Genomic DNA, 23,593 nt, shown 5'->3' with positions numbered 1-23,593 from the left:
AATGAAAAAAACCTCCTCTGAATGGCTTTCGAGGAGGATTTTCTAAATCTCATTCATTATTTTAAAGATGTAACAAGAGGAACCAGTTGTTAGGCACGCCAAATGTGCTTGAAATCAATCCAGCCGAGCGAATTGATCCGGACTCCTTTTAAAGAAGGATGGTAGTCGGTATAAAATTTACTATGAAGCAAGAATAAGATCTGGTACTCCTCCCGAATTCTCTCTTCAATTTCTGTGTAAATAGCCATTCGGTCTGGCGAATTCCTGCAAGCAAGTGCCTCATCAAATCGATCAAGTGTCCAAACCGACAGCTCCGGCGTCATCAGTCTCTTCAAGTAGCTGTCTTCCTGTTCACAGCTCTCGATCAAACTAACCTCATCTTCAGGAAATACGAGCGAATACAGCGTCACATCAACCTCGTCCAGCACATTCTCCGGTGACTCAACACGGACCTGCATCTTAATGCCAAAATCGGTACACTGCTTCTGAATCCATCGAGCATCGGCCTCATTACTCGTATGCGAACATAACGTAATCGGCGATTGATCGAATCCGTATCGGATAATCTGCTTGCGTAGCTCCTCATCGCAGCCTGCTTCCCTTATTTCTTCAGAAGGTTCTGATTTAGGGAAAAAACCATTGGCCGGCATATACCGGTAGCCTCCAAGTTCGCGAATCATTCGATTCCGGTCAAGCAGCTGATCTAAAATCGTGCGGAACATCTCCGACTGCTGAAGTCCTGCTCTCTGCATGTTAAAGCTCAGCATACTCGTACAGACGTTTTTGGATTCAAGCTTGATCCAGCTGTTCTCTTCCATCACAGCCTGCTGCTTCGGATCACAGATAAGCTGCTTCCAACTTGCCACATTGGCCTTAAGAGCTTCATGCTGCGGTACATGTACGATTTCGACCTGGTCTAAATGAGGACGTGATTGAAAATATTGTACATTTGCGTCAAGCAGCAGCCTTCCACTGTTCCACTCTTCAATCTGGAATGGGCCTGTTCCAATCGGACGCTTCCAGAACATCTCTTCGCTTTGCCCGAGCAGCCCTGAAGGCAATATTGACATTACAACGGAGCAGGCATATTTGAGAAATAACCAGTTGGGTTTATGCAATTGAATCCGTACAATCCGTTCTGATATGGCTTCGACGCTGTCCAGCGACCTCATAATCCAGCTATTCAGTTTTCCGCTTCTCAGACGTTCTATCGTAAAAACAACATCAGCTGCAGTAAGTTCAGTTCCGTCATGGAATAATACGCTTTTCCTCAGATGAAAAGTCCATGCTGTAGCATCCTCATTGCATTCCCACTCATGGGCGATACCGGGCAATATCCGGCCCGTATTCTCCTCCAGTACGACAAGTCTGTCACAAATCTGCTGAATGATATGCGCATCAAACGAAAAGATACATTCTGCCGGATCCAGAGTCATGATCGTTCTTGTAATAGGAAGGCGCAGCACATCGGCCAGTTTCCCCTGCTGCTTGTGGAAACCAAAGCTGCCTCTCATCCACTCCATAAATTTCTCATTGGCCGCCGTTCCTTCCCCAAAGTTCTGGAGAAGATGAAAAGCCTTATTATAATCACCTTCTTCGGCATATTGTCGTGACAGATCCAAAAGCAGTATCTCCCGGTCTTTCCGGAAGGTAATCTGTGATCGGTTACCCCTGCCTCTTCCTGCCTTCCACTCGATGAAGCCTTCCTCTGACAGTTTGCGGAGTACAAGCTTGGCATTTCGTTCCGTACAATACAGCGCTTCAGCTATTTTCTCCAGTGATGCCTCCGCCGCTGCCCCAGCTCCAAGCTCACTCGCAAACCGCCCGTACAGCGTCAAATAACGTTCAATCGTTAACATCGTAATTCCTCACCTCACTTAAAAGAGGAAATCTATTGAGCATATTCTACACTCTTTGCACCTTTCTTTCACCTATATAATGAAATTAACAAACGAGGTACTCCATACAAATTTTAGATTTTACGTTTTGCTAAGTCGAACAAATAAAGGCAATATTAAATTAATGATATAGTACTATTTCCCTTGAACGAAATATTATTATGTGATCGTTTTAACAGTTTACGATAACCAGCTAAATTGAATTTATTTAGGAATCTGACGTTTTTAATATCTGATTACAGTGACTGATGTGCAAATTTGCTAGGAAACATCCTGATGGCTCTTCTTTCTGATTTACTTTTAATTTTATATTACTTATCAACCTATCATTTCAATGCATCTCAAAAAAAGGCATCATTTAAGTCACAATCTATCATCCTCCAGCATTTGATATAGAGTCTAGTGAAAGCGAGGTGATAGATATGTCTTCTGTAGGTATTCCTTTAGAACCTGATTTAGTATTAGTATCCTGGACAAGAAACCCGCTTATTCCCGGTTCTGCTCGCAGGATTACTGCTTCCCGTGTCATCGGCAGTGCTAAACCTTGTGAAAGCAAACTAACTTCAGGCTCGCTCCTTATCCCTGCAATAAAATGCTTGAAAAAGAACGGCTTTATTGTAGTAGTTAGTAAGAGAACAACAGCTGTATCCGGCTATTTACTGTTACAACGCGGATAGCATAATTTTTATTTATGATTTGATTTATGAATTGGCTCTTCATCGGGGCCCTTTTTTTTAGTTTCTTCTCGTTCCGGTTCTAACGATGTAACACTTTAGATGAAGTCTCAATTTCTGATTCTACATCAGTCCAATATTATCAGCCTATTTTTTGCTCAAATTGTGTATTCTTACTTTGTTTTGTATGTTAAAATTTAGTGGAATTATCAAAGAATTTGTCGAGAGAAGGCATTGCGATGAGTAGAAATAGAAATAGAAGTAGAAGTAGAAATTATATAATCGATTTTTTTCTATTAACATTACAGTTAATAGTTATCGTTTTGAATTTTATTAAAATAGCAAAACAAGACGACTCAGAATCTTGATTTTCAATATGAACCAGCTTCATAGTTAAATAATCCTACATAAGTCCCCTACCACACGAATCACACGAATCTTGATCACGAACACACGAAAGAGCCCACAGATTTATCCGAAGGCCTTTCATCTTCACTTATTTCATTGCCATTGCTATTACGTTTCAATACTTTAGCTCTTAGGAGTCTTGAAGTGGATTGTTTTGAGAAGCGATAGCAGCAGCTTGTGCTTGTTGTAGTAATTGTTGTGCTGCTTGAATATCTTGTTGTTCTTGTTTCACTTGTTGTTGAGCCTGTAAAACATGTTGAATCTCCGTTTGCAGGAGCTGCTCCGCTTCTAGTAATTGTTGACTCTCTACTTGCATCAATTGATGCGCCACTTGAACCTCTTGCTGTGCTTGCTGCAATTGTTGATTTTCTAGAAGATCAGCAGCTTCCTTTTTAACGCTCATTGAATGAACCTCCAATAATTATTGTTATAGTGCTTTATTGCCCAATAATTATAGTGCTCATATTTACATTTTTTATGCTGAAAATGATTTCGCTTTAGGTATTACCTGTCTTTAATAAGGACCAGTACATCGATTTATAAAATTAATCTAAGGATCTGATCACTCAGGGACTCAGGTCTCTTGATCATATTCTGCGTTAATGGAGTTTCTTGAAGAAAAGCAAGAAAAAGAAGTCGCTGATGATCATGGTGATGATTAAGATAAAAATGTGCAAAGTTAGTTCTTCAATCCCCGATAAATTAGTAACCGTTAGCAAAAAATCTTCGTTACTCAACCAAAATAAAGAGGTGCTCGCTCAAAATTAGATCTATCTATGTTTGGAACAGCCTCTACTTTGTTGGTTGATAAGGCTTTTCTTTGATTTCACTGCTTCCAACAATGCTTTCTCCTACTAGAAATATAGCTAACGAACCCAGCAGATCTTATTTAACCCATTTATAAGGGATTAAAATTTTAACGAACTCCAGAATCCTTATTTCGAGAAAAGTAACGCATAACACCCTCTTTAGCAATCTATAACGTCTATACGGTTCGTTAAAACTTCAGAAAGACAGTTTTATGCTTAATAAGCAGGATACAGTTCGTTAGAGATAGATGTGAGCTTAGGATGTTATGCGATTTCGGTGAAATCAGTGAGACGAATGAGTGAAATGAATCCGAACGTGATTGCCGTCAGGTTTGGATAAAGAATAACCAGCGATGCAGGCATAACCCCCAGCACCGCTATTTTTTAATGTTATTCAGCTTTTTTGTTCAAATCGAGCAGCTGCTCCAGCGAACATAACTACTTATAGTACGTCCTCTTTTCATTTATTGTTGAACATTAAACAACTGTTCAACTTTTTTAATCGCTTTATTCAGCAAAATAGAAATTAAATTGGAGGAATAACCAAATAAAAATAACATGACGTTTGTACTGCTCAAATCCAAGTTTTGAGTTTCGCCTGGCGTAAATAGTACTCCTAAAAACAGCACGGGTATAAACATCGCTACGAGTATTCTAGTCATGCTTTTACTGTAAACGACCATGGAATCCGTTATGAAGTATAAAAGCGCCCCCATAACGCTAACGAGAAAATATTTTAAATAATTTGTTACATAAACATTTATATTTTGCATAGGATCAGCACTGTTATAGGAATCGATAAATACAAAAAGACCGGAGTATATTAATATACAGAAAACTAATAATATGTAGGTTACATTTAAGTTTAAACGTGTAGATAAGCTGCCGTATGCTAGGTTTTTCCCGCTTTTGTGATCTGCTAAAATAATGTCCATTTTATCAAGATTGAATTTAAACAATGTTAGTTTTCGTTCTAGCTTAGCAGAATCCGTTTCTTTAATTTTATCTAACTCCTCGTACAGCGATTGGCATTTACTTATAATCAAGACGCCAATATTATCGTATTCTTTTGCTCTCTCCGAAATTAAATTAATTCTTTCAGCAAGTGATTCCTTTGTAATTCTCAATCTTCTTCCCCCTGCATCTACTATTGTTCTCATATTTTAGTATTATCGGTTTTTTAAAAATAGTATGTTATACCTAATTTATTACTTTTGTGCATGTCAACCGAACCGAATAATGATACAGGGTTTTAGCCCACTCCACGCACTAGGCAATTGCATATGATGGGTTAGAACCTATATTTAAGGAGTGGATAATTTGTATCAACCAAGCAACATCAGTCCAGTTCAGAGTAATCCTGTTCAAATACAAACCGTATCGGCCATTGATCCTTATGTAGTAGAAGCCCTCATGCGCTTAACTGGTCGCTGCGTATTACTCGAGACAACGAGGGGAGCAATCGAAGGATCTATCATTGACGTAAAACCAGACCATGTGCTCCTGCAATTACACAGCCGTCAGGCTTGCGTCCGAATCGCTGAAATTGTATGGACAATGCCATTATAAATCGAACAAAGGGGTGCTCCCCTAGTAGGAAAACCTACTTGGCGAGCACCCCTATTTCTTATGAATGCTGTTACTTTATTTTTTTAGATTCTCCAGTGAATTCAATCCATGGAAGGCTTTGCTTCATTTATTTATTTCGTTGTTTGATACTACGCTAGTAAAAATTATTGATTTGCTCGTGCAACAGCTTTAGCTGTTCCAAACTGCAGACGATATATAACGATTGCAACAACTATTACAATACTTAGTACAACAAAAATATTACTGTACACATACGCTGTTGAATTCGTCACAATCGGATTTAAGTGAAAGGATGATGATCCTTTATCAAGCAATTTGCCAATTAGGCTCATCGCAATGGCACCAGAGATAAAGTTGATCATCGATAACAATCCCATGCCTACACCCGTCTCTTCTTTCGGTAACGTCCGAGATATCGTATTCGACATCGCAATTTGCATGAAGGTTTGTCCAACATTGCCCGCTATGAGTATGAGCGCTATCACGTACGGAGACACTCCAATAAATGTAGATAAAAGCACGAAGCATGAGAAAATTAACAAAGCTGCAATAGAAACGAGTGTAAAGTTGCCGCGTTCGTCAGCCAATTTGCCACCCCTGCGTCCCATGATCGCGGAAGCAATCGCTGCTGGAAACAGGACAAAACCAATGCTGCTAGGCGATAAATGATTTAATGCTGTTAAAAATTGCGGTGACATAAACGTTAAACTGAAGCTCATCGCTGTCGTTATGAAAGCTATAAACAACCCAATAGAGTAATTTTTGTTACGAAATAGTCTTGGCTGAATAAAGGGATTGTCCGTAGTCCTAATCCGGATAATAAATAAAACGAGCAGCACAATCCCTGCTGCGAAGAGTAAGCCGCTGCTCTGCGTAATCGCAAGCAAGAAGAACGCAACCGCCGCAGCAAGCAAGCCACCGCCAATAAAATCTATTTTTCCCGCAGTGCCTTTCGAATGATCCAAGTATTTACGAAAGAAAGGAAGTGTGAGTAACGGAAGCAGCGATATAACAAACAAAAGCCTCCAGTTTCCTATACTTGTAATTAATCCTGCTACTACTGGCCCCATCGCACTTCCTAATGCAAGCCCAATGGCTGAAGTCCCTAGTGCCCTCCCCCTCTTTTCAGGCGAGAAATATCGAATGGGTATAATCATAGCTGTAGCTGGAAGCACCGAAGCGCCAGCCGCTTGCAGAATGCGACCGGCAATAATCATCCAATACTCGGTAGCAAGCAATCCGATGAGCGAGCCGAGAGCAAAGACGATGAGTCCATAAGTCAACAAATCCTTTAAACGATATTTGTCCGCTAGTTTCCCAAACACGATTGATCCAATCGCATATAACACCATATACGACGTCATAATCCAGCTCACTTGTGAAGGAATCAGATTAAACTCCTCTCCGATTGCCGGAAGAGCCACATTAAACATCGTGCCATTCATGACTGAAAATATTAAAGTAACAACGAGTACTCGCAGCAGCTTGTCCCCATTTTTAAATTCCGAACCAACCATGCTATTCCCTCCAATAATTATCATTTTGAGCCTATAAAAATCGTCTTTCATTTTAGTGAGTATCCTCACTATATTATATTACTGAGGATACACACTAATATGAGAGGTGTCAAGATATGAAATAATGAGATAGTTGTTATTAGCTAATAACGTATGCGAAGTTTTGCAACTTGAAAACTATCAGCTAAAATAGAAAATAAACAGCTCGGCGATACCGATTATACGTCGAACAAGGAGGCAATTATGTTTACACACTCGGACAATCCGTTACCCATAGACATCATTCATGTATTAATGAGGGCAACACACTATATCCAAAGAGAATTTGAAACACAATTATCCGCGCTTAACATGCCTTATCAAATTACCGGCCCAAGGCTGCGCCTTCTATCTGTCGTCTTTAAAGCCGGGAAAATTCGCATGAATGAACTAGCATCTGAACTAGGCATTAAAGCGCGTACCGTTACCGATTTTGTTGATGCTCTGGAACGGGATAAACTTCTTATCCGAATCCCCGATCCGACAGATCGTCGAGCTACGCTGTTGGAGCTCACAGAACTCGCGCAAGCGAATATAAGTCAAGTTCTAGCATTTCAAGCCGAAATTGCAGAGCAATTATTAAGCAACTTCTCCACTGAGCAGCGTCAACAATTTTTTGACCTTTTATTGCAGCTTATTGAAAATAAAGATATCTCTAATCCTTCTGCACACGTTTTAAAATAAAGCGTATCCCATATGCTGAATTCCTAATAATTCTTCAAATTCTCCATCACAAAAGGCTCTTATAGGCTAGTGACATATATAAAATGTCTCTATGACAAACACCCAATCAAAAAGAAAAAGTGGAGCATAACCTATAGAATCTTTAATTCAAAGGAGGTGCTATGAAAAATGTCCGGTCACGTTGGCGGTGCTTTCACTAACACTGGTACGATTCTGGTCCTTTTCATCTTGTTGGTTATTATCGCTTGCACTTGTGGTGCATTCGGCGGTTACGGCAGATAACCCTCTAAACACTAAGCTGCTATATTATCCTCATACACTTCCTCCGAAGGCCTACTCGATAGGTCTTCTTTTTTTCTCCGTTATATTCATTTTATATTCGAAATTATCCGTTTTTGCACAGTATTGTAAACCTCATCCTATCCGCAATTGCATGCTGTATTGTATGATGGTTTCAAATGACTAGAAATGGAGACACATCATGAGATCATTGTTAGCCGCATTACTCACCCTCACGCTTATCCTCTCAGGATGCGGACAGTTCATTATCAGCTCTGATTCAAACCCGGCTCCCACTGCTTCAGAGTATGGGATGACGATTCATTTGCCTACTGATCGTTATCCAGAGACGATGGCGCATATTGCAGCAGCCATTCATGCAGGTGCTTCTGCGGTTTGTACGATCGATCGAGATGGCGCTAACGCTAATCGTGAAGCCTCGTTACGGGGTATTCCAACCAAAAAGGGCTATGATCGAGATGAATGGCCGATGGCCATGTGCAAAGAAGGCGGTGCTGGTGCGGATATCGCTTATGTTTCACCTAAGGATAATCGCGGCGCTGGTTCGTGGATTGGAAATCTTTTGACTGATTTAGAGGACGGAACGCGTGTATTATTCGTTGTTGATGAAGCGATGGAGCAGCCGAAGCCAACAGAAGAAACCGTTTATTATGCCAATTGTGCAGCGGCTAAAGCAGCTGGGGCCGCGCCTTTACATAAAGGAGACCCCGGATACTCCCTGAAATTGGATCGTGATAAAGATGGGATAGCATGCAGCTAACCCATCCTCGAAATGCTTCGTGCAGCTGATCATAGATAATCCTTCTCACGAAGCCGATTTTTGCTTGCTTGGCTTTATCGTCAGCAAGGCTAGTATGGAGCAAAGCAATGCAAATCCCGCAAACAAATAAAATAACAATGCTTCGTTTTTGAGTAATACTGATGCAATCAATGGACCTACGGCTACGCCTATAAAACGCGTGCTGCTATACAGCGAGGTAATGGTGCCTCGCTGTTTTTTCTCTATCCCTTCCGTTATTAAAGCGTCCAAGCTCGGCAAGGCTAATCCAATACCTGCTCCGCTTATAAACATAAAGGTAATTAGAAAAAATATCCCTTTTGTATTGATGATTCCACAAACCAGCATCATCCCCGCAAGTACAGCAGTGCCAATGACAATAAACCACTTCATTTTCGCTTTGTTTTCACCTACAATTTTTCCAGTGATAAACGAAGCAAGGCATATTGCGCTTAAAGGAATAGCTAGCAGCAATCCTTTCCAAATGCCTTCGATTTTGTAATGGTCCTCTAAGACTGATGACAAGTAATATAGAAATCCGAACATAATGAACATTGCAAGACCACCGATGGCAAAGGTTGCATAAAGCCAGTGGCCCTTCTCAGCGAGTATCGATTTAATGGATTGAAAAAACTTCTTTAAACTGCTCTCTTCTTTTTTCTTTTGCTTTGATTTAGGCTCCTTTACAAGGAAAATAACCCCAATGATTGAAATTAAAGATATGAACGGAATAACAGCGAGCGGCAAATACCATATAACAAGGGCAAGCGCCGAACCTAATACCGGACTGAGCACTTTTCCAAATGTATTGGAGGTTTCAATCATCCCGAGTCCGCTGCTTACTTCCTCCTCGCTCTCGAACATGTCGCCTACTAACGGAAGGACAATTGGAAAAGCACCTGCAGCCCCAATCCCTTGTATAAATCGACCTGCCAAAATGACCGCATAAACGTGGGAATGCATCAACCATGCTGCTAAGCCTGATATTAGTCCTCCGATCGCTGCTATGGACAAGCCTATAATAATGACTATTTTCCGTCCGTAACGATCTGACAGATATCCAGCAATTGGAATACAAATAATCGAGACTGCAGCATAAACCGTTATGATTAAGCTCGACTGCACAGAAGAGATATTCAGTTTTTTCTTCATTAAGGGCAATACGGGAATCAACATTGAGTTAGCGAGCGTCATAATTAATGGAATGGATGCTAAAGCTGCTAAGTCCCACTTTTTTTTCACAGATGTACTCCTTTCTTATTTGGAATGGTTTGACGTATCTGGGTTCATTTTCAATGCCGAAGATGCAAGGTTTTTAAAGGCTCTTCTGCTGGCCCCTCCATCACATCGCCATTAATCGCAAATCTTGAGCCATGACAAGGACAATCCCATGTGCGATCCCCATTATTCCATTCCACTTCACAGCCCATATGTGTGCAGGTTGTGTCTACGAGAAATAATTTTCCATCTTCTGATTTGTAAGCTCCTGCTCTTTTTCCATGCAAAAGCACGACACTGCCTTCATCCAGTGCCAAATCCTCTGGACGCTTATGAGCCATTTCGAGTTTGCCCGCGATAAGATGCTTCGCCACATCGGCGTTATCTACAATAAGATTCGCAATCGTTCCGAGCGACATCGAGCGTGAAGGCGCATAAAGCTCCTCATATGCATTATTCTTCTTCATAATTAAATCTCTAATAAGTAAAGCGGCGGCTGTACCATTCGTCATGCCCCATTTACGATAGCCTGTCGCAACAAAAACATTAGTGGAAGATTCCGTTATTCGGCCAATATACGGAATTTTATCACCAGTAACAAGATCCTGGGCCGACCAACGATACGCAATTTCCTTTATCCGAAAATGCTGCTCTGCGTATCTTTTCAGCTCCTCATAATAATTAATTGTACAAATCCCTTGGCCTGTTTTATGGCTTTGACCACCAATAAGGAGCAGCCTTGTGTTTTTCGACGTTTCTACATAGCGAATGGAGCGCTTCGGGTCCTCAGCGCTTATGTACATGCCGTCTTTAATGTCATCCTCAACATGAATGCCGAGTACATAGGAACGATCTGCATGCATTCTTGAGAAATAAAATCCATGCCCATCAAAGAATGGAAAATGAGTACAAGATACGACATGCTTACATTTGATTCGGTGTCCTTTGCTTGTAATCACTTCCGGCAATGGGCCTGTTTCTACATCAATAGCTGTCGTTTTCTCATAAATAAATCCACCTGCTTCCACGAACTTCCGCACAAGCTCATACAAATATTGCAATGGATGAAACTGCGCTTGATCCTGCATGATGACAGCCGCTTTGACTGGGATCTGCAAAGGGATTTGATCGGTGAAAGAGCCAGGAATGCCGAGCGACGAATAAGCAGACATCTCGTTCTCAAGCTTAGTTATGTATGCCTCTGAATCGGTATAAACATACGCGTCCTGTACGGAATACCCGCATTCCATTTTATGCAGCTTGATCGTTTCCTTAATGAATTGAAGGGCTTCATTGTTCGCTTTGTAATATAATGCTGCCTTTTCCGCTCCAGCTTTCTGCATAAGTTCATCATATATAAGATCATGCTGCGCTGTTATCTTTGCAGTTGTATGCGCCGTTGTTCCATTAAGAAGCTGACCCGCTTCTATGAGGGCAACTTTAAACCCTTCCTGAGCTAATAAATAAGCAGCTGTTACACCCGAGATCCCGCCTCCAACGACGGCAATATCGACCTCTATATTTTCTTCAAGTATGGCGTATGAAGATTGCCGACTCGACGTTTCTGACCAATAAGACTCCGGAAATTTGGGTAAATCATACGTTTTCTCCATGACCATCACCTCCTAGAAATAATGCACCTTAATTTGTACCAATCGCTATTATTTCATTCTAAAAATAAAGATCTGTTCAAGCCAAAAGCATAACCAATAGTCAATTGGACAGTTTATACAAGAGAATGATGAAAAAGGAGGCGTCTTACGTTGGAGAGCTCATTCGAGCATTCTTTTGTGCCGATAACGACTTCCGCTAGTGGAAATGGACTTGCTTATCGGCCTGATGTTTATTGTTACTCAATCCAATTCGTCAATATTTGTTTTGTTGGCGATCCGAAGAAACCAGAAGCTGGATGGGCTCTTATTGATGCAGGCATGCCAGGATCCGCCCATAAAATTATTAAAGAAGCAGAGGAACGCTTTGATTCTGCTCCTCAAGCGATTCTGCTTACTCATGGCCATTTCGATCATGTTGGTGCCATTATTGAATTGATCGAACACTGGAATGTGCCCGTGTACGCGCACAAGCTGGAGCTGCCCTATTTGACCGGAGAATCCGATTATCCGCCCGCGGACTCCTCTGTACATGGCGGTCTCTTATCTGAGCTTTCTACCTTCTTCCCCCATAAAGGAATTCACCTCGACGACAAAGTACATCCCTTTCCAACAGACGGCAGCGTGCCGGGGATGCCAGGCTGGAAGTATATTCATACGCCGGGGCATACACCAGGACATACTTCATTTTTCCGTCCTGAGGATGGCACTTTGATTGCTGGTGATGCATTTGCAACAGTTAAGCAGGAATCGCTATATAAGGTCATCACACAGGAGCAGGAAATCAGCGGTCCCCCTAAATACTTTACGACTAATTGGAAAGCCGCCGAGCAATCCGTTAGAACTCTCAAAGATCTGAATCCGAATTTGGCGATTACCGGTCATGGGGAACCGATGTTTGGCGCAACCTTGTCTGATAATCTCAAGCTCCTAACGAAAAAATTTAAAGAAATTGCAGTTCCGGAGCATGGACGTTTTGTTCCAGACAATAACCAGATACATTAGTCAGTTTACTTGAAAATAGGACGGAGCAGCTGCTTAATCTGCTCCGTCCTATTTCTGTTTCTACCTACAGTGCATCTTACAATCTTGTCACCTTTAATGTCACTCTAATCGATGGCTGCCTATCGTTTTTTTATTTATGATAGGAAATAGATTATTGAACATCAGAGGAGGCAACAACTTATGAATCAATGGTTAAAAACGATAAGAACTGTCGCTGCTGTAATTATTGTTGTAATTTTCACAGGGAAAGATTCCTTTTAAAATAAAATCCAAACTATTTTATATTCAAAGTAAAGATTAGGAGTGTATGCTGCTTGAACCCCATTTCTGGAAACAAACGAATTGAAACGCTTGATTTTTTGCGAGGTTTTGCTTTAATTGGCATTCTGCTTGTCAATATTTTGCCCCTTCTTAACGTAGCGCCAGCTGAAGCGGGGACTGCTAATTGGTATATGTCTCGTATCCTCGATTTAACGGTAGAATCGCGTTTCTATGTCATATTCACCTTTTTATTCGGCGTAGGCTTTTATTTATTTCTATCTAGAGCGATCGAGAAAGGCAATAACGGTTACCTTTTATTTATTCGCCGGCTTATTTTTTTGCTAGCCTTAGGATTTGTTCATCAGAAATTCCATCCTGGAGAGGCCTTGTTTCTTTACGCAATTGCCGGCTTTATCCTTCTTCCTTTCTACAAGCTTAAACCAAAAATCAATTTGATTATCGCTTTAGCGCTTATACTTCCTGCCTCCTTTCTAGGAGGCAAACTATTGCTTATTCTACCCTTGTTTCTGCTTGGGCTTGCCGCTGGACAGTATAAGGTATTTCAACGTCTTGCAGAGTCAAAATCTGCAATCCGCAAGCTGCATTGGATCTCTTTTGCAATGGCCGCTATTGGTGTCTTTATCCAGTGCCGTATACTTCCCGAGCAAAATGTTATGGTGATTGAAGAAGGCAGTTCTTCATCTGATATGATATTGATGCAAATTTACCAAGGAGCAGCTGCATTTATAGGTCTTCTTGTCGCTTTATTTTATGTCACTACTCTTGTACGGGCTGTTCAGCATCCATTTATTCGTACGCTGCTCAAACCTTTAAGCGCCTATGGCCAAATGGCTTTAACCAACTATTTAGGGCAAACGATTATCGTGCTTTTGGCAGCAGCATTTTTTAATTTAAAAGGCATGCTTAGCCCTATTCAAACGACTCTGCTTTGCATCGGCATTTATATTATCCAAATGTTATTCAGTATGATCTGGCTCTCCTTTTTCAAAATGGGACCGATGGAATGGATCTGGAGAATCGCAACCTATTGGACGATTCCAGCCATTCGTAATGAGCGCTATTGTAAACAAACCGACAAACATTTTTAATGCTGCGTTAAGGTTCGTTTTTTATACTTAGAGACATCAACCCCACTGTTGATATATAGATCTAGGACACCGGCCCGCAGCGATGCGGGTCATTTTTTTGTTTGTTTTGGGCCGTTTGGTTTCATACAGCAGCCTCTTTGTCCCTTCAATTTTTGGAACCATATCACCCATAAAAACGTTATTACCGAATATACTCTCAAGAAGTGACTGCTTGCGAAGGAGGTTTTGCCCCGGCAAAACCTAAGCTTTAGGAGGCGATTAATGATGGAAACGTTCGGCAGAGGCTGTCTTTACATTATTCTCGGTGTCTTGATCGTGATGGTGCTCGCTGTTATTGTTGGCGGTACAATTACCATTCCGTGGTACATTTTTATCCCCCTTGTCGTACTCGCTTTTTGGGCTGCATCCAAGAAAGGCAAATAAACTGCTCATTCCATAGCATGATTTCTAAACTGCACCACAAAAAGAGAAGCCAACGGATGATCCGCTGGCTTCTTGCTTATTTTATAGAGGATGGCAGAAGCTTAAATCGCTTAACTAACTGCCTGCTTTCACCTGCGACAGTAAGATGACTCGCGCAGCCGGCTCCCAACTAGCAGTTAACCCAAGCTCTGCGGACAGATCCTGTATTTGTACATAACCTGTTGCTTCGGACAAAATCGAGTCGAGCTCTTTGCCGTTTACGGTAACCTTTTTCCCCGTCCAATCAATCTTCGCTCCAAGCGCTTCACCAAGCAGCCTTGCCGGTACCCAAGTTGTACCCTTGAGCAAGTAGCCGTCTGAAATAACTTCTCCCTTGTACAATACAACAACAAGCTCTGCATCCTTCAGCTTCTCTGGCTTAGGCAGCGGCGTGCTTCCTAAAACATCATATTTTTTCAAACCATACTGCGTAATAATGGCTTTTAATTTGGCTGGATAAGCCGGATCTGTCGCATAGCCGCATGCGTACAGCATGTCAGCTTGCTGTTCTGGCGTCACTGCCTTGCGAACTCGCTCATAACGCGAAGTAGCCAGCAGTAAATCTAGATCCTTATAAAAATGATAGACGCTCTCATAGGCTCGGAAGGCAGCGCGCGTACTCTCGCTTCGGCCATCGACGACCTCCCATGTTCCTTTTACGACTGCTTCTCCGTGCCAATATGCATTCGTCTGTCCACTGCCCACCTTGATACCGCCTAAGTTGTACCACGGGTGAATAACACCGCCGGTTTCGAGTACATTTTGCGCTAAACGTACGGAAGGAAACATCGTTGATCCTTCTCGCCTTATTCTTATAACCGTCGGAGCTAATTGTTCAATAAATTGTTGTTTCGTCAGCTGTGCCATCGTCTGTCTCCTTTCTGCTGTCCACTTTGGCTTGCCATCTATTACCCTGTCCTTATCTTTGTATGCTGTAAAAGCGCAAGTGGCAATGGACAAAGTGGTATGAAAGGCTGTCTCTACCTATATGTTTTTTTGTATTTTAAATATAAAAGGGCCGCATCCTCAGATTATTCATTCTGATGGAGCGGCCTTTTCTATATGAATGGAATACTATAGGAGTCCATAAAAGCGGCACGTATTGGCTAGCATTATTTCCGCAACCTGCACAGCTGGCAGCTGCTTTATTTTCGCAATATGCTTTGCAGCATCTGCAGCCATTGCAGGCCGCGTCTGCTGACCCGCATAGATTTCCTCAAACGGCCATGGCCCATCCGTCTCTACCATCAGCAGCTCAATGGGATACTCCCTTACAAGCTGCTGTATTTCTGCCTCGTAAGCGACGTCTGGCGTTATTGACACCATGTAGCCGCTTGCCGCCATGCGGCGGATAACCTCAGCATCGCCCTTGAACCAATGAAAATGCGCTCTGCGAACGCCATGCCGCTCCAATATGTCGCAAGCTTTACCGGCATCCTCATATACTGCGTGCAGTACAATTGGACGATCCAGTTCGGCGGCCAGCGCAGCAAAACGATCCAGCAGCTGCAGGTATGGATTCTCATCAAAAACGATATTTCCCCCAGCTTGCTGCGCTTCTGTTCGCGTATAATACGGCAGCCCTACTTCGCCAATTGCAAACCGTTCCCCTGCTTCATGACGCAAACGAATCCAATCGAACAGCTCATCAAGCTCCTTATCGGCAGGTATGGGCTGCTCTGGGTGGAAACCATAAGCAGGGTGCACACGTCCTGCGTAACGCAGGGCAATGTCACGGTTCACAATAGACGATTCCAAATGCATAGATACGGCAATCACAGCTGCTACACCTTCTGCGAACGCACGCTCTAGAAGCTCATCACGCTGCTCTGCTTCATACAAATCAATATGAATATGTGCGTCTATGCATGTGCCTTCCTGCTGAGAAGATTCCGAGTACAATTGCCCTTTGCGCGGATCATTGCTTGTTTGTATCGCCATCTATACGTTTCCTTCCTTCGCACCCGTCTTAAGCAGATCATAAATGCGCTGCTTCATCGCATAAAACCGTGGGTCTGTCCATAATGACTCATGACGCGGACGCTCGAATGGCACTTGAAATTCCTCCAGCACCACTGCCGGCGATGGAGACAGCACAATAATCCGATCCGATAGAAACAAAGCCTCTTCAATACTATGAGTAACGAGCAGCACCGATCTTCGGTTCAGCTCCCAGATCGACATAAGCCACTGCTGCATTTGCTGCCGCGTCAAAGCGTCCAATGCGCCAAACGGTTCATCCAGTAGCATCAGACGCTGCGGAGCAAGCAGTGCCCGGAGAAAAGAAACCCGCTGCTGCATCCCTCCAGAGAGCACATGCGGATAAGAATCCGCATATTCCTGCAGCCCGATTCGCTCGAGCCATTCCTTTGTCCTTGCCTTCGCGAGTTTTTTATCAATGCCAGAGATCGTAAGCGACAACTCTATATTGCCTGCAACGGTTTGCCATGGAAGCAGCGACGATTGCTGCGGCATATAGGAAATATGTCCGCGTTCGCCCGTCGTTTGCTTGCCATCGATCCAAATCTCGCCTTCCGTAGGACGTTCCAAACCGCCGATAATTTGAAACAAGGTTGTTTTACCACTGCCGGACGGCCCTACAATCGATACGAACTCCCCATCTGCTATTGAGATGGATAATCCGCCAAGCACTTCTTTGCTCATCTGTCCTTTGCCATACTTCATTCGAATATTTTGCGTTTGAAGCGTCACTGATTGATGCTCATCACGTTTGACCACTGTCAGCTCACCTCTTTCTCAGGGCGCCAACGTATGACAAGACGCTCCGCTAACGTTACTAAACCAAATAAAGTCAAGCTCAGCGCAACGATGATGGCAACTGCCGCAAATACACGATCTGGCATAAAACCTTTGGACGAAATAAGCATAAATGAGCCAAGACCCTTGTTTGTACCAAGCCATTCGGCAACAACCGCACTTAACACACTATATGAAGCCGCAATCTTCAAGCCGGAAAATAAATGAACAATCGCATGAGGAAGCTCTAGTTTCCAAAACAGCTGCCATTTACGAATACCGATCATTTGCAAATAGTTGCGAAGCTGTGCATCGGTATTCATAAGCCCGCTCAGCATGGCAACTGTGATGGGGAAAAAACATACCATGATGACCAGCAGCGCCTTTGGCAGCATGCCATAGCCTAGCAGCATCGTCAAAATTGGAGCAATCGCTATGATGGGTACGTTTTGCGATAGCACGAGCAGTGGATATACCGCCGATCGAACGCCGGGAATTAAATGCAGCAAAGCGGCGAGCAATAAGCCCACCGCCGATCCTCCTAAAAAGCCGATAAGTGTCAGCTGCACTGTTGCTCCCGTATGCATCATCAACCTCGGCCAAATAGCGATAGCTCCCTTCACGATTGATATCGGAGAAGGAATGAGCCATTGTTGAAATAATCCAAGCGATGCAGCCGCCTGCCAACAGGCAATCAGCACGATCAGCAGCGCTGCCGGTTTCCAAATTTTCGACCAAATCGATTTCTTATTGCCCATCTGGATATTTCTCCAGCAGCCTGCCCATGGAAGCGCCGTTTGCCGGATTATAGTAAATTTTAATTTGTGAAATAACGGACGGGCAGCCCATCTCCGCCATCGCCTCGCTCATCGACTGCACGACGCTGAGCAGATGGCTCAGCTCACCCTCCATCGTCGTTTCAAGCGGTGCTACTCGGTAAGGAACACCTGCCGCTTTAATAATATCAATGGCACGATCTACGTAGGGAATAACGCTCTCGCCGCCCGGCGTTGTTGGTAAAATTTGAATGCTTACTAATGCATTAGCCATCGGATTTCCTTCTCTCTTTGTTGTATGTGAGAGCGGGCTTTCCCGCCCTCCGTATGTTCGAATTGCTTATTGTGGTAAAAATTCGTTCGTAAATGCCTTCTCCGCTTCAAGCTCCTTCTCCAGCAGCTTGTGCTCAAACATCCATGCCGCATAGTTTTCCCATACGCTCAGCTTCTGTTCGCCCCAGCGCGGCGCGTCATCTTGATATTTGGAGCTTAACCATTTTTGGCTGGCGCGCACAAGCTCTGCGTTCAAATCCGGCTCAGCTTTTATTAAAATTTCTGCTGCATCCTCCGCATTGCTGATCGCGTATTGATAGCCTTTGGATACGGCAGCAGTAAACGCTTTGACGGTTTCCGGCTTATTCTTAATCAAATCTTCGTTCGTCACGATTACCGGCGTATAATAATCCAGTTTGTCGCTGTAGTCTGTTAAATAAACCATATTGATCTTCTCGCCGCGCAGCTCTGCTTCCACGCCAGTCCATGCGTAGTAAATCCATGCAAAATCAATATCCCGTTTCACTGCCGTAAAGAAGTCGCCGTCGCCGATGCTTATCATATTTACTTTGCTCACATCTGCGCCCTTCTCCTGCATAAGCGATTGAATGACCGCCTCTTCAACAGGAGCCCCCCAGCCGCCATACGTTTTTCCTTCAAATTTCTCAGGTGAATCGATTCCCTTTGCAAGAGGAGAAGCAAAACCTGAGGTGTTGTGCTGAATGACAGCGGCGATCGATACGAGCGGCACGCCGGCAATTCTCGCCATCGTGACTGACTCCTGATAGCTTACGCCAAACTGCACATTGCCCGAAGCGACCATTTGATCGGCACCGCTTTGTCCTGGCTGAATAATTTCAACATCCAGGCCTTGCTCCTTAAAAAAACCTTTATCTCTAGCTACATAAAGTCCGGTATGATTCGTATTTGGTGTCCAGTCGAGTACAACCTGCACCTTCTCTAGCGGCTTGTCCGCTGTTCCCTCTTGCTCTTTCGGCTGTTCGCCCTTGTTCCCAGCGCCACCCCCGCAGCCTGCCAGCGCTAATACGAACACTAGCATCGCAGCCAAGATTTTCCACGACAAATGCCCTGTTTTTTTCTGATTCATGATGTTGTTCCCCTCTCCATGCTTCGATTCTAATAGGTGACGACTCCTCGTAGTATCCGGTTCCATGGCTGCATCATTCTAATCGCAACAAAAAAAAGCGTCCCCCTAATCCGGAGGACGCCATATCATTGGCTGTGCAGCTGTTTATACAGCAAATGCTTGATCAATTTGATCTCGCCTGCTTGCTAAACAGAGCTTCTGTCCCTACGCTGGCATTATCCAGATCAGGTTTAACGGGTCGGAATTGTATAGAAAATCCCCTCTCAGCCGGCCTAACCAGCTCCCCGGAACATATTCGGTTTCGTCAATACCATTCATTGTATAGCAAAACCCGCATTTAATGCTAGTTTTTTTTGAAAATGATTATCATCAAGCCACGATACTAATCCTCTTACTACATACGGCAGCCAGAACATGCAGCTCCTGCACCATCTGTTATTGTCCTAGATCCACATGCTCATCCCGCCATTCAACCTTTGCTTCTTCAGCAGCCTGCGAACTTTCAAAGTCTGCCTTTTCTTTGGTCTCTGCTGCAGGAGCAAGGCGTCCATATACGAGCAAATAAGCGGCTGTCAGCTCTTTTGACATCTCTTCAGACGTTAGCTGCTCTAGCAGATGGATGTATTCAAGCTGCTCCTGCGGTTTATTATCCGCACGTGTAATCTTCACATAGATAAAACCGGCCTGCAGATAAAGCTGGCTAACTTGTTCTGCGGAGTACTGTGATGCCGCTTGATGCTGTGCTTGTGCATTAGCTGGATTTAAATATTGCCGAATATTGTCGAAATAATAGCGATTAGCAAAGCACCCGACTAGCCAGCCCCCAGGCTTTAGAAGACGAACTAGACTTTTCATGGCTTGCGGTGTCCCGTAAGCATGAGCATCTCCGATTACGATGCCGTCAAGGCCTTCAGCAGGCAGCCTCCAATCCTTCGGATCATTCGAGCGGAATACGGTAATTCCCGAAGCTTCTGCTACTCTAGCAGCCAGCTCGTTACGCTCAACTCCGTACCATATTGCGGATGGGAATTGCTTTTTCATATGCAAAATCGTAGCTCCGCACCCGCAGCCTATTTCCATAATCGAGCAATTCTCGCGCCTGTACTCATGCGATTCCCGCTCAATTACGGTGCTGAAATCCATTCGTATATACGTTGCATCACCAGGGTCAAAGCCCCATTTGGACATAAAAACAATAGCATTTTTTCTGAAGTTTTGTACATATTGTTCTGGCTCGGAGCTAAAGGAGATGCTGCCGTAATGATGAATAAACGTATCGCCGCACAGCATCAGCTTATATCCCGCCAGCCGGAGCCGCAGGCTATAATCATCATCTTCAAAGTTGCCGATTCCGAAAATCTCGTCGAGCGATCCCGTTTTCTCCCATGCCTCTCTCCGCAGCAGAAGGCAGTAGCCGACCAGCTTCACGCGCTCCTCCCATTTTGTTCTGTCAGGGTTGGCATGCAGTGCAGAAGCAAATAGCTCCATTTCATCTATCGTCTTATAAGCGACCGGGATCGTCGTCCAGTAGGAAGCCGAATTCGTAACGGGGCTTACTGCCCCGATTCGTTCATCACTAAATAAGCAGCGCTTGAGACCGTCAAGCCAGCTTGGCGTTACGATTGTATCGTTATTTAGCAGCAGCAGAAGATCGCCCGAGGCCGCGGCCAATCCTTGGTTGCAGCCCTTAGGAAAACCAGCATTGCAGCCATTGTCGATTACGATGATATCGCTCTCGGTTTTAGCCCATTTTACCGTATCATCCGTCGAACCATTATCTACAATAATCAGCTCATAGCTGCCTCTCTGCGTATGTCTCCGAATACTTTCCACACATTGTTTCGTGTATTCAAGCTTATTGTAGGTAACGAGAATAATGCTTGTCATGCAGCTATTGGCATCGCTCACGCGTATCCTCCTCAAGCAAGCATAAACGGCTCACTTACCCATAAAATATGTCAGCCTATCCGCTTGGGTGAGCACTGCGCACAACTTTCAATCATGCAGCCTTTTTGTATTTCTTGCGTATTCCAACGGCTAGCATAAGCAGCGGCAGCACAATTTGGAACAACGGCGCAATCTTCAGCGTAACATCGAGTCCAATCCAAATATGGGAAGTATTATTGGCTTCAATAAACGATGCCCCATAAATAATGAGACCAATAGGCAGCACACAATATCGGTAGGCAATACCAGTGATCATATTGAACATGAATACCGATGCCATGTATAGCGCAGTCATTTTGACATATAGACCGATGAACAGAAGCAAGGTTACAAGCACATCAAGCCTCTCCAATATATTAGCAAGCCTAATTAACTGTACAACCTCAAGCAGCGGCAGTGCTGTAAGCGAGGACAGCTCTGGCCCTAATACGCATAGCGTAACGATATTCATTAGGATTAGAAATAAGGACACGCCAATATAAGCCTTGTAAGTGACTGGCCCAATCCCTTTCTTCTCGCTCACGTGCTTCCAAAAAACGAAAAAAATAACCATTTGTCCAAATGGAAAAGATAATAAATCTGGAAAGGCCGCCTTCACGACAGGCCCAATCCCGTGTTCAAAAACGGGAAGCAAATGTGCTATTTTGGGCAACCTGGCAACAAACAGGAGTAAAATAATAAAAGCATAGCTGAGCGCTGCAATCGGAAATAGAAGCTGCACGACACGGACAAATACTTCCACTCCCTTGCTGACGGTATACGCTGCAGCGCTGATAATCAGCAGCATAACAATCCATTTCGGCGTAAAGGTGAGCAGCGCCGTCATCGTAAGCTCTCCGACGTCCCGTACGTTGCGCATCGATTCATAAGCAAACCATAACGCGTGAAGTATGCCTACAAAGCCGCCGATCCATTTTCCGAAGTGTATAACATATAGCTCAGCAAGCTCCGAATTTGGGGAGCGCTTCTGCACCTGAACGTACATAACGATAAGCAGCAGACCAGCAATCGCAGCAAGCGTCATCGCCAGCCAAGCATCCTGCTTCGCCTGTATGCCGAGCTCGAACAAAGGGGTGCTGCCTATCAAAAAAACGATGATCAAAATCGAAAGCTGGTTTTTGCCAATCTGCTGCATAGGGTCTCCTTTCTGCTTATGTTATTGATGGTCCTTTTCCTGCGCCTTCTTAAATCCACTTCCGCTAAGGCCAGTTGAATTCAAATTCACCTTAACTTTCATCTTTACTTCGATGTTCGAAAACTGCTCCGACCAGCTGCCCGACGTTTTTAACCATTGCTTTGGATATTTATTGTGAATGATCGTTCCGAAGCCGATTACATCGGCTTTATGCTTGCTGACAGCGTTCCAGCCTTTTTGCATAATAGCGGCAATCTCGCCCTCAATCCGTTTTTGTATTTTCTCTATTTCTTTCGGATTCATGAGATCACCCTCGCAATTGTACTCCATCAGCGTTCCAGTCGCCTTTACGCTCAAATCCATCAGCCAATTGCCTTTTGAAGATTTAGGAGTCTGCGTTGTATCCGAATGCGTAATGCGAATAGTTGAGTTTTTGGGCTCGTTCTTGTCCGCTGAGCATGCGAATGAAACCGTCGTTTTTTTCACTTGATTTGCGAGCCACATCACGCCTTGGCTTTCTTCATTGTTGATCCAGCCTACCAGCTTGTCCCCTTCAATAAGGCCCAGTTCAAACAATCTGACCTTTGAAGGTGTACTGGTGTACGCAAGCTGCCCTGCATTGTCCACACTTTCTTTCGTACCGGACACAATTAAACCGGGTATGCCAGTGGCCTTTGTCGTTCCCAGCAAATCCAGCAGTACTTTATGAATGGTCATTTGACGGAAGGCAGAGCTGTTCATCTCTTCATTATTGATCATGCGCTGAATGGCTGCGCCTGGAATTTTCTCAAGTGGAATCAATTGCTCGAGCATCCGGCGCGCGCTGCCCTTCGACAAGAAAACGCTCACCGTCTCGCGGGAGTCATGATTGCGCAAATACGTGTCTAGGAGTGGTCCCAGTCCTTTGCGCGCTGCAGCCTGACCGATAATGACAATTTGATTATGTGCGAAATAGAGGCGCCGCGACGTCTCCTGGCTTGCTTTGCTGACCGCGCTTCTGAAGCTTTCCCCTTGCGTGGAAAAAACATGGACTGCCGCTGTGCTGTTGCTCGCGCTTTGACTAGAAATGGCTTCCGGTATGACCACTTGATACGACAACACCCATTTCCCATCCTTCCAGTCAACGCCGGTAGCAGAAACAATCGCAATATCATTCAGCTCTATGCGATTCCAGCAGCCCGTTGCCAGCAAACAAATGAGCATCGGCAGCAGCAGCCTCCATTTTTTCATGGCAG

The 23,593-nt window shown here is 44.0% G+C and carries 23 protein-coding genes, 1 pseudogene and 1 riboswitch; of the genes and pseudogenes, 9 read left to right on the top strand and 15 right to left on the bottom strand.

What is annotated here, in order from left to right:
• Positions 1-89: 89 nt before the first annotated feature.
• A complete protein-coding gene (locus tag BK120_RS15115; RefSeq protein WP_076268321.1) occupies positions 90-1,859 on the bottom strand; it encodes an ABC transporter substrate-binding protein in 1,770 nt (589 codons plus the stop codon).
• Positions 1,860-2,320: 461 nt separating this feature from the next.
• On the opposite strand from BK120_RS15115, the gene BK120_RS15110 reads away from it, so the two are divergent.
• Entirely contained in the window at positions 2,321-2,575 is a 255-nt protein-coding gene (locus BK120_RS15110; protein ID WP_076268320.1) for a hypothetical protein, read from the top strand.
• Between the two features lie 535 nt (positions 2,576-3,110).
• Here the strand turns inward: BK120_RS15110 and BK120_RS15105 are convergent.
• Positions 3,111-3,383 (bottom strand): hypothetical protein, encoded by a 273-nt coding sequence (locus BK120_RS15105; RefSeq protein ID WP_076268319.1) that lies wholly within the window; start codon positions 3,381-3,383, stop codon positions 3,111-3,113.
• Positions 3,384-4,253: 870 nt separating this feature from the next.
• Positions 4,254-4,916, bottom strand: coding sequence for a hypothetical protein (locus tag BK120_RS15100; protein ID WP_076268318.1), 663 nt, complete (start codon positions 4,914-4,916; stop codon positions 4,254-4,256).
• 193 nt (positions 4,917-5,109) lie between these two features.
• On the opposite strand from BK120_RS15100, the gene BK120_RS34915 reads away from it, so the two are divergent.
• Positions 5,110-5,358, top strand: coding sequence for a DUF2642 domain-containing protein (locus tag BK120_RS34915; protein ID WP_076268317.1), 249 nt, complete (start codon positions 5,110-5,112; stop codon positions 5,356-5,358).
• Between the two features lie 164 nt (positions 5,359-5,522).
• On the opposite strand, the gene BK120_RS15090 is transcribed toward BK120_RS34915, so the two are convergent.
• Complete coding sequence (locus tag BK120_RS15090; protein ID WP_076268316.1) at positions 5,523-6,896, bottom strand: MFS transporter; 1,374 nt, start codon at positions 6,894-6,896, stop codon at positions 5,523-5,525.
• A gap of 243 nt (positions 6,897-7,139) precedes the next feature.
• Here BK120_RS15090 and BK120_RS15085 point away from each other — a divergent pair, with 243 nt between their 5' ends.
• The 4 genes and pseudogenes from BK120_RS15085 to BK120_RS35950 all read left to right on the top strand — a co-directional run bounded on the left by BK120_RS15085 (position 7,140) and on the right by BK120_RS35950 (position 8,679).
• Complete coding sequence (locus BK120_RS15085) at positions 7,140-7,619, top strand: MarR family winged helix-turn-helix transcriptional regulator (protein ID WP_076268315.1); 480 nt, start codon at positions 7,140-7,142, stop codon at positions 7,617-7,619.
• A 168-nt stretch (positions 7,620-7,787) separates the two neighbouring features.
• Positions 7,788-7,901 (top strand): sporulation protein YjcZ, encoded by a 114-nt coding sequence (locus BK120_RS34585; RefSeq protein WP_083681988.1) that lies wholly within the window; start codon positions 7,788-7,790, stop codon positions 7,899-7,901.
• Between the two features lie 199 nt (positions 7,902-8,100).
• Positions 8,101-8,523, top strand: a pseudogene (locus tag BK120_RS15080) (NucA/NucB deoxyribonuclease domain-containing protein); the annotation flags it as partial.
• A gap of 9 nt (positions 8,524-8,532) precedes the next feature.
• Positions 8,533-8,679 carry an excalibur calcium-binding domain-containing protein gene (locus tag BK120_RS35950; RefSeq protein WP_256710905.1) on the top strand — a complete coding sequence of 49 codons (147 nt, stop codon included), beginning with the start codon at positions 8,533-8,535 and terminating at the stop codon, positions 8,677-8,679.
• 45 nt (positions 8,680-8,724) lie between these two features.
• On the opposite strand, the gene BK120_RS15075 is transcribed toward BK120_RS35950, so the two are convergent.
• Positions 8,725-9,939 carry an MFS transporter gene (locus tag BK120_RS15075; RefSeq protein ID WP_076268313.1) on the bottom strand — a complete coding sequence of 405 codons (1,215 nt, stop codon included), beginning with the start codon at positions 9,937-9,939 and terminating at the stop codon, positions 8,725-8,727.
• 50 nt (positions 9,940-9,989) lie between these two features.
• A complete protein-coding gene (locus tag BK120_RS15070) occupies positions 9,990-11,528 on the bottom strand; it encodes an FAD-dependent oxidoreductase (protein WP_144376762.1) in 1,539 nt (512 codons plus the stop codon).
• Between the two features lie 150 nt (positions 11,529-11,678).
• On the opposite strand from BK120_RS15070, the gene BK120_RS15065 reads away from it, so the two are divergent.
• The 3 genes from BK120_RS15065 (at position 11,679) to BK120_RS35280 (ending at position 14,323) form a co-directional block, all read left to right on the top strand.
• Complete coding sequence (locus BK120_RS15065) at positions 11,679-12,530, top strand: MBL fold metallo-hydrolase (RefSeq protein ID WP_076268311.1); 852 nt, start codon at positions 11,679-11,681, stop codon at positions 12,528-12,530.
• 314 nt (positions 12,531-12,844) lie between these two features.
• The gene (locus BK120_RS15060; protein WP_076268310.1) at positions 12,845-13,900 is read left to right on the top strand and encodes a DUF418 domain-containing protein; all 1,056 of its coding nucleotides are present in this window, start codon (positions 12,845-12,847) and stop codon (positions 13,898-13,900) included.
• A 261-nt stretch (positions 13,901-14,161) separates the two neighbouring features.
• Complete coding sequence (locus BK120_RS35280; protein WP_179089800.1) at positions 14,162-14,323, top strand: hypothetical protein; 162 nt, start codon at positions 14,162-14,164, stop codon at positions 14,321-14,323.
• 114 nt (positions 14,324-14,437) lie between these two features.
• Here the strand turns inward: BK120_RS35280 and BK120_RS15055 are convergent, their stop codons facing one another.
• From BK120_RS15055 to BK120_RS15015, 9 genes are all read right to left on the bottom strand, one after another.
• Positions 14,438-15,229: a glucosaminidase domain-containing protein gene (locus BK120_RS15055; protein ID WP_076268309.1), complete on the bottom strand. Its 792-nt coding sequence runs from the start codon at positions 15,227-15,229 to the stop codon at positions 14,438-14,440.
• Between the two features lie 207 nt (positions 15,230-15,436).
• Positions 15,437-16,303 carry a TatD family hydrolase gene (locus tag BK120_RS15050; protein ID WP_083681986.1) on the bottom strand — a complete coding sequence of 289 codons (867 nt, stop codon included), beginning with the start codon at positions 16,301-16,303 and terminating at the stop codon, positions 15,437-15,439.
• The gene (locus BK120_RS15045) at positions 16,304-17,101 is read right to left on the bottom strand and encodes an ABC transporter ATP-binding protein (RefSeq protein ID WP_305953886.1); all 798 of its coding nucleotides are present in this window, start codon (positions 17,099-17,101) and stop codon (positions 16,304-16,306) included.
• Positions 17,102-17,103: 2 nt separating this feature from the next.
• Positions 17,104-17,877 (bottom strand): ABC transporter permease, encoded by a 774-nt coding sequence (locus tag BK120_RS15040; protein ID WP_076268308.1) that lies wholly within the window; start codon positions 17,875-17,877, stop codon positions 17,104-17,106.
• Positions 17,867-18,169, bottom strand: coding sequence for a thiamine-binding protein (locus BK120_RS15035; RefSeq protein WP_076268307.1), 303 nt, complete (start codon positions 18,167-18,169; stop codon positions 17,867-17,869). The genes BK120_RS15040 and BK120_RS15035 overlap by 11 nt, the downstream gene beginning before the upstream one ends.
• A 66-nt stretch (positions 18,170-18,235) precedes the next feature.
• Positions 18,236-19,276 carry an ABC transporter substrate-binding protein gene (locus BK120_RS15030; RefSeq protein WP_076268306.1) on the bottom strand — a complete coding sequence of 347 codons (1,041 nt, stop codon included), beginning with the start codon at positions 19,274-19,276 and terminating at the stop codon, positions 18,236-18,238.
• 184 nt (positions 19,277-19,460) lie between these two features.
• A riboswitch (TPP riboswitch) is annotated at positions 19,461-19,573 on the bottom strand.
• Positions 19,574-19,711: 138 nt separating this feature from the next.
• Positions 19,712-21,184: a glycosyltransferase gene (locus BK120_RS15025; protein WP_076268305.1), complete on the bottom strand. Its 1,473-nt coding sequence runs from the start codon at positions 21,182-21,184 to the stop codon at positions 19,712-19,714.
• 91 nt (positions 21,185-21,275) lie between these two features.
• Positions 21,276-22,358, bottom strand: a complete 1,083-nt coding sequence (locus tag BK120_RS15020) for a GerAB/ArcD/ProY family transporter (RefSeq protein ID WP_076268304.1) — start codon at positions 22,356-22,358, stop codon at positions 21,276-21,278.
• Between the two features lie 21 nt (positions 22,359-22,379).
• Entirely contained in the window at positions 22,380-23,588 is a 1,209-nt protein-coding gene (locus BK120_RS15015; protein WP_076268303.1) for a Ger(x)C family spore germination protein, read from the bottom strand.
• Positions 23,589-23,593 lie beyond the last annotated feature (5 nt).

The sequence above is a fragment of the Paenibacillus sp. FSL A5-0031 genome, assembly GCF_001956295.1.
Lineage (GTDB): Bacteria > Bacillota > Bacilli > Paenibacillales > Paenibacillaceae > Pristimantibacillus.
The sequence above is the reverse complement of the archived record's forward strand: the minus strand, read 5'-3'. Positions and strand labels throughout refer to the sequence as shown.

Coding starts and splice junctions, on each gene's coding strand:
- BK120_RS15115 (WP_076268321.1), bottom strand. CDS start 1,859: ATGTTAACGATTGAACGTTATTTGACGCTGTACGGGCGGTTTGCGAGT.
- BK120_RS15110 (WP_076268320.1), top strand. CDS start 2,321: ATGTCTTCTGTAGGTATTCCTTTAGAACCTGATTTAGTATTAGTATCC.
- BK120_RS15105 (WP_076268319.1), bottom strand. CDS start 3,383: ATGAGCGTTAAAAAGGAAGCTGCTGATCTTCTAGAAAATCAACAATTG.
- BK120_RS15090 (WP_076268316.1), bottom strand. CDS start 6,896: ATGGTTGGTTCGGAATTTAAAAATGGGGACAAGCTGCTGCGAGTACTC.
- BK120_RS15085 (WP_076268315.1), top strand. CDS start 7,140: ATGTTTACACACTCGGACAATCCGTTACCCATAGACATCATTCATGTA.
- BK120_RS34585 (WP_083681988.1), top strand. CDS start 7,788: ATGTCCGGTCACGTTGGCGGTGCTTTCACTAACACTGGTACGATTCTG.
- BK120_RS35950 (WP_256710905.1), top strand. CDS start 8,533: ATGGAGCAGCCGAAGCCAACAGAAGAAACCGTTTATTATGCCAATTGT.
- BK120_RS15070 (WP_144376762.1), bottom strand. CDS start 11,528: ATGGAGAAAACGTATGATTTACCCAAATTTCCGGAGTCTTATTGGTCA.
- BK120_RS35280 (WP_179089800.1), top strand. CDS start 14,162: ATGATGGAAACGTTCGGCAGAGGCTGTCTTTACATTATTCTCGGTGTC.
- BK120_RS15055 (WP_076268309.1), bottom strand. CDS start 15,229: ATGGCACAGCTGACGAAACAACAATTTATTGAACAATTAGCTCCGACG.
- BK120_RS15050 (WP_083681986.1), bottom strand. CDS start 16,303: ATGGCGATACAAACAAGCAATGATCCGCGCAAAGGGCAATTGTACTCG.
- BK120_RS15040 (WP_076268308.1), bottom strand. CDS start 17,877: ATGGGCAATAAGAAATCGATTTGGTCGAAAATTTGGAAACCGGCAGCG.
- BK120_RS15035 (WP_076268307.1), bottom strand. CDS start 18,169: ATGGCTAATGCATTAGTAAGCATTCAAATTTTACCAACAACGCCGGGC.
- BK120_RS15030 (WP_076268306.1), bottom strand. CDS start 19,276: ATGAATCAGAAAAAAACAGGGCATTTGTCGTGGAAAATCTTGGCTGCG.
- BK120_RS15020 (WP_076268304.1), bottom strand. CDS start 22,358: ATGCAGCAGATTGGCAAAAACCAGCTTTCGATTTTGATCATCGTTTTT.
- BK120_RS15015 (WP_076268303.1), bottom strand. CDS start 23,588: ATGAAAAAATGGAGGCTGCTGCTGCCGATGCTCATTTGTTTGCTGGCA.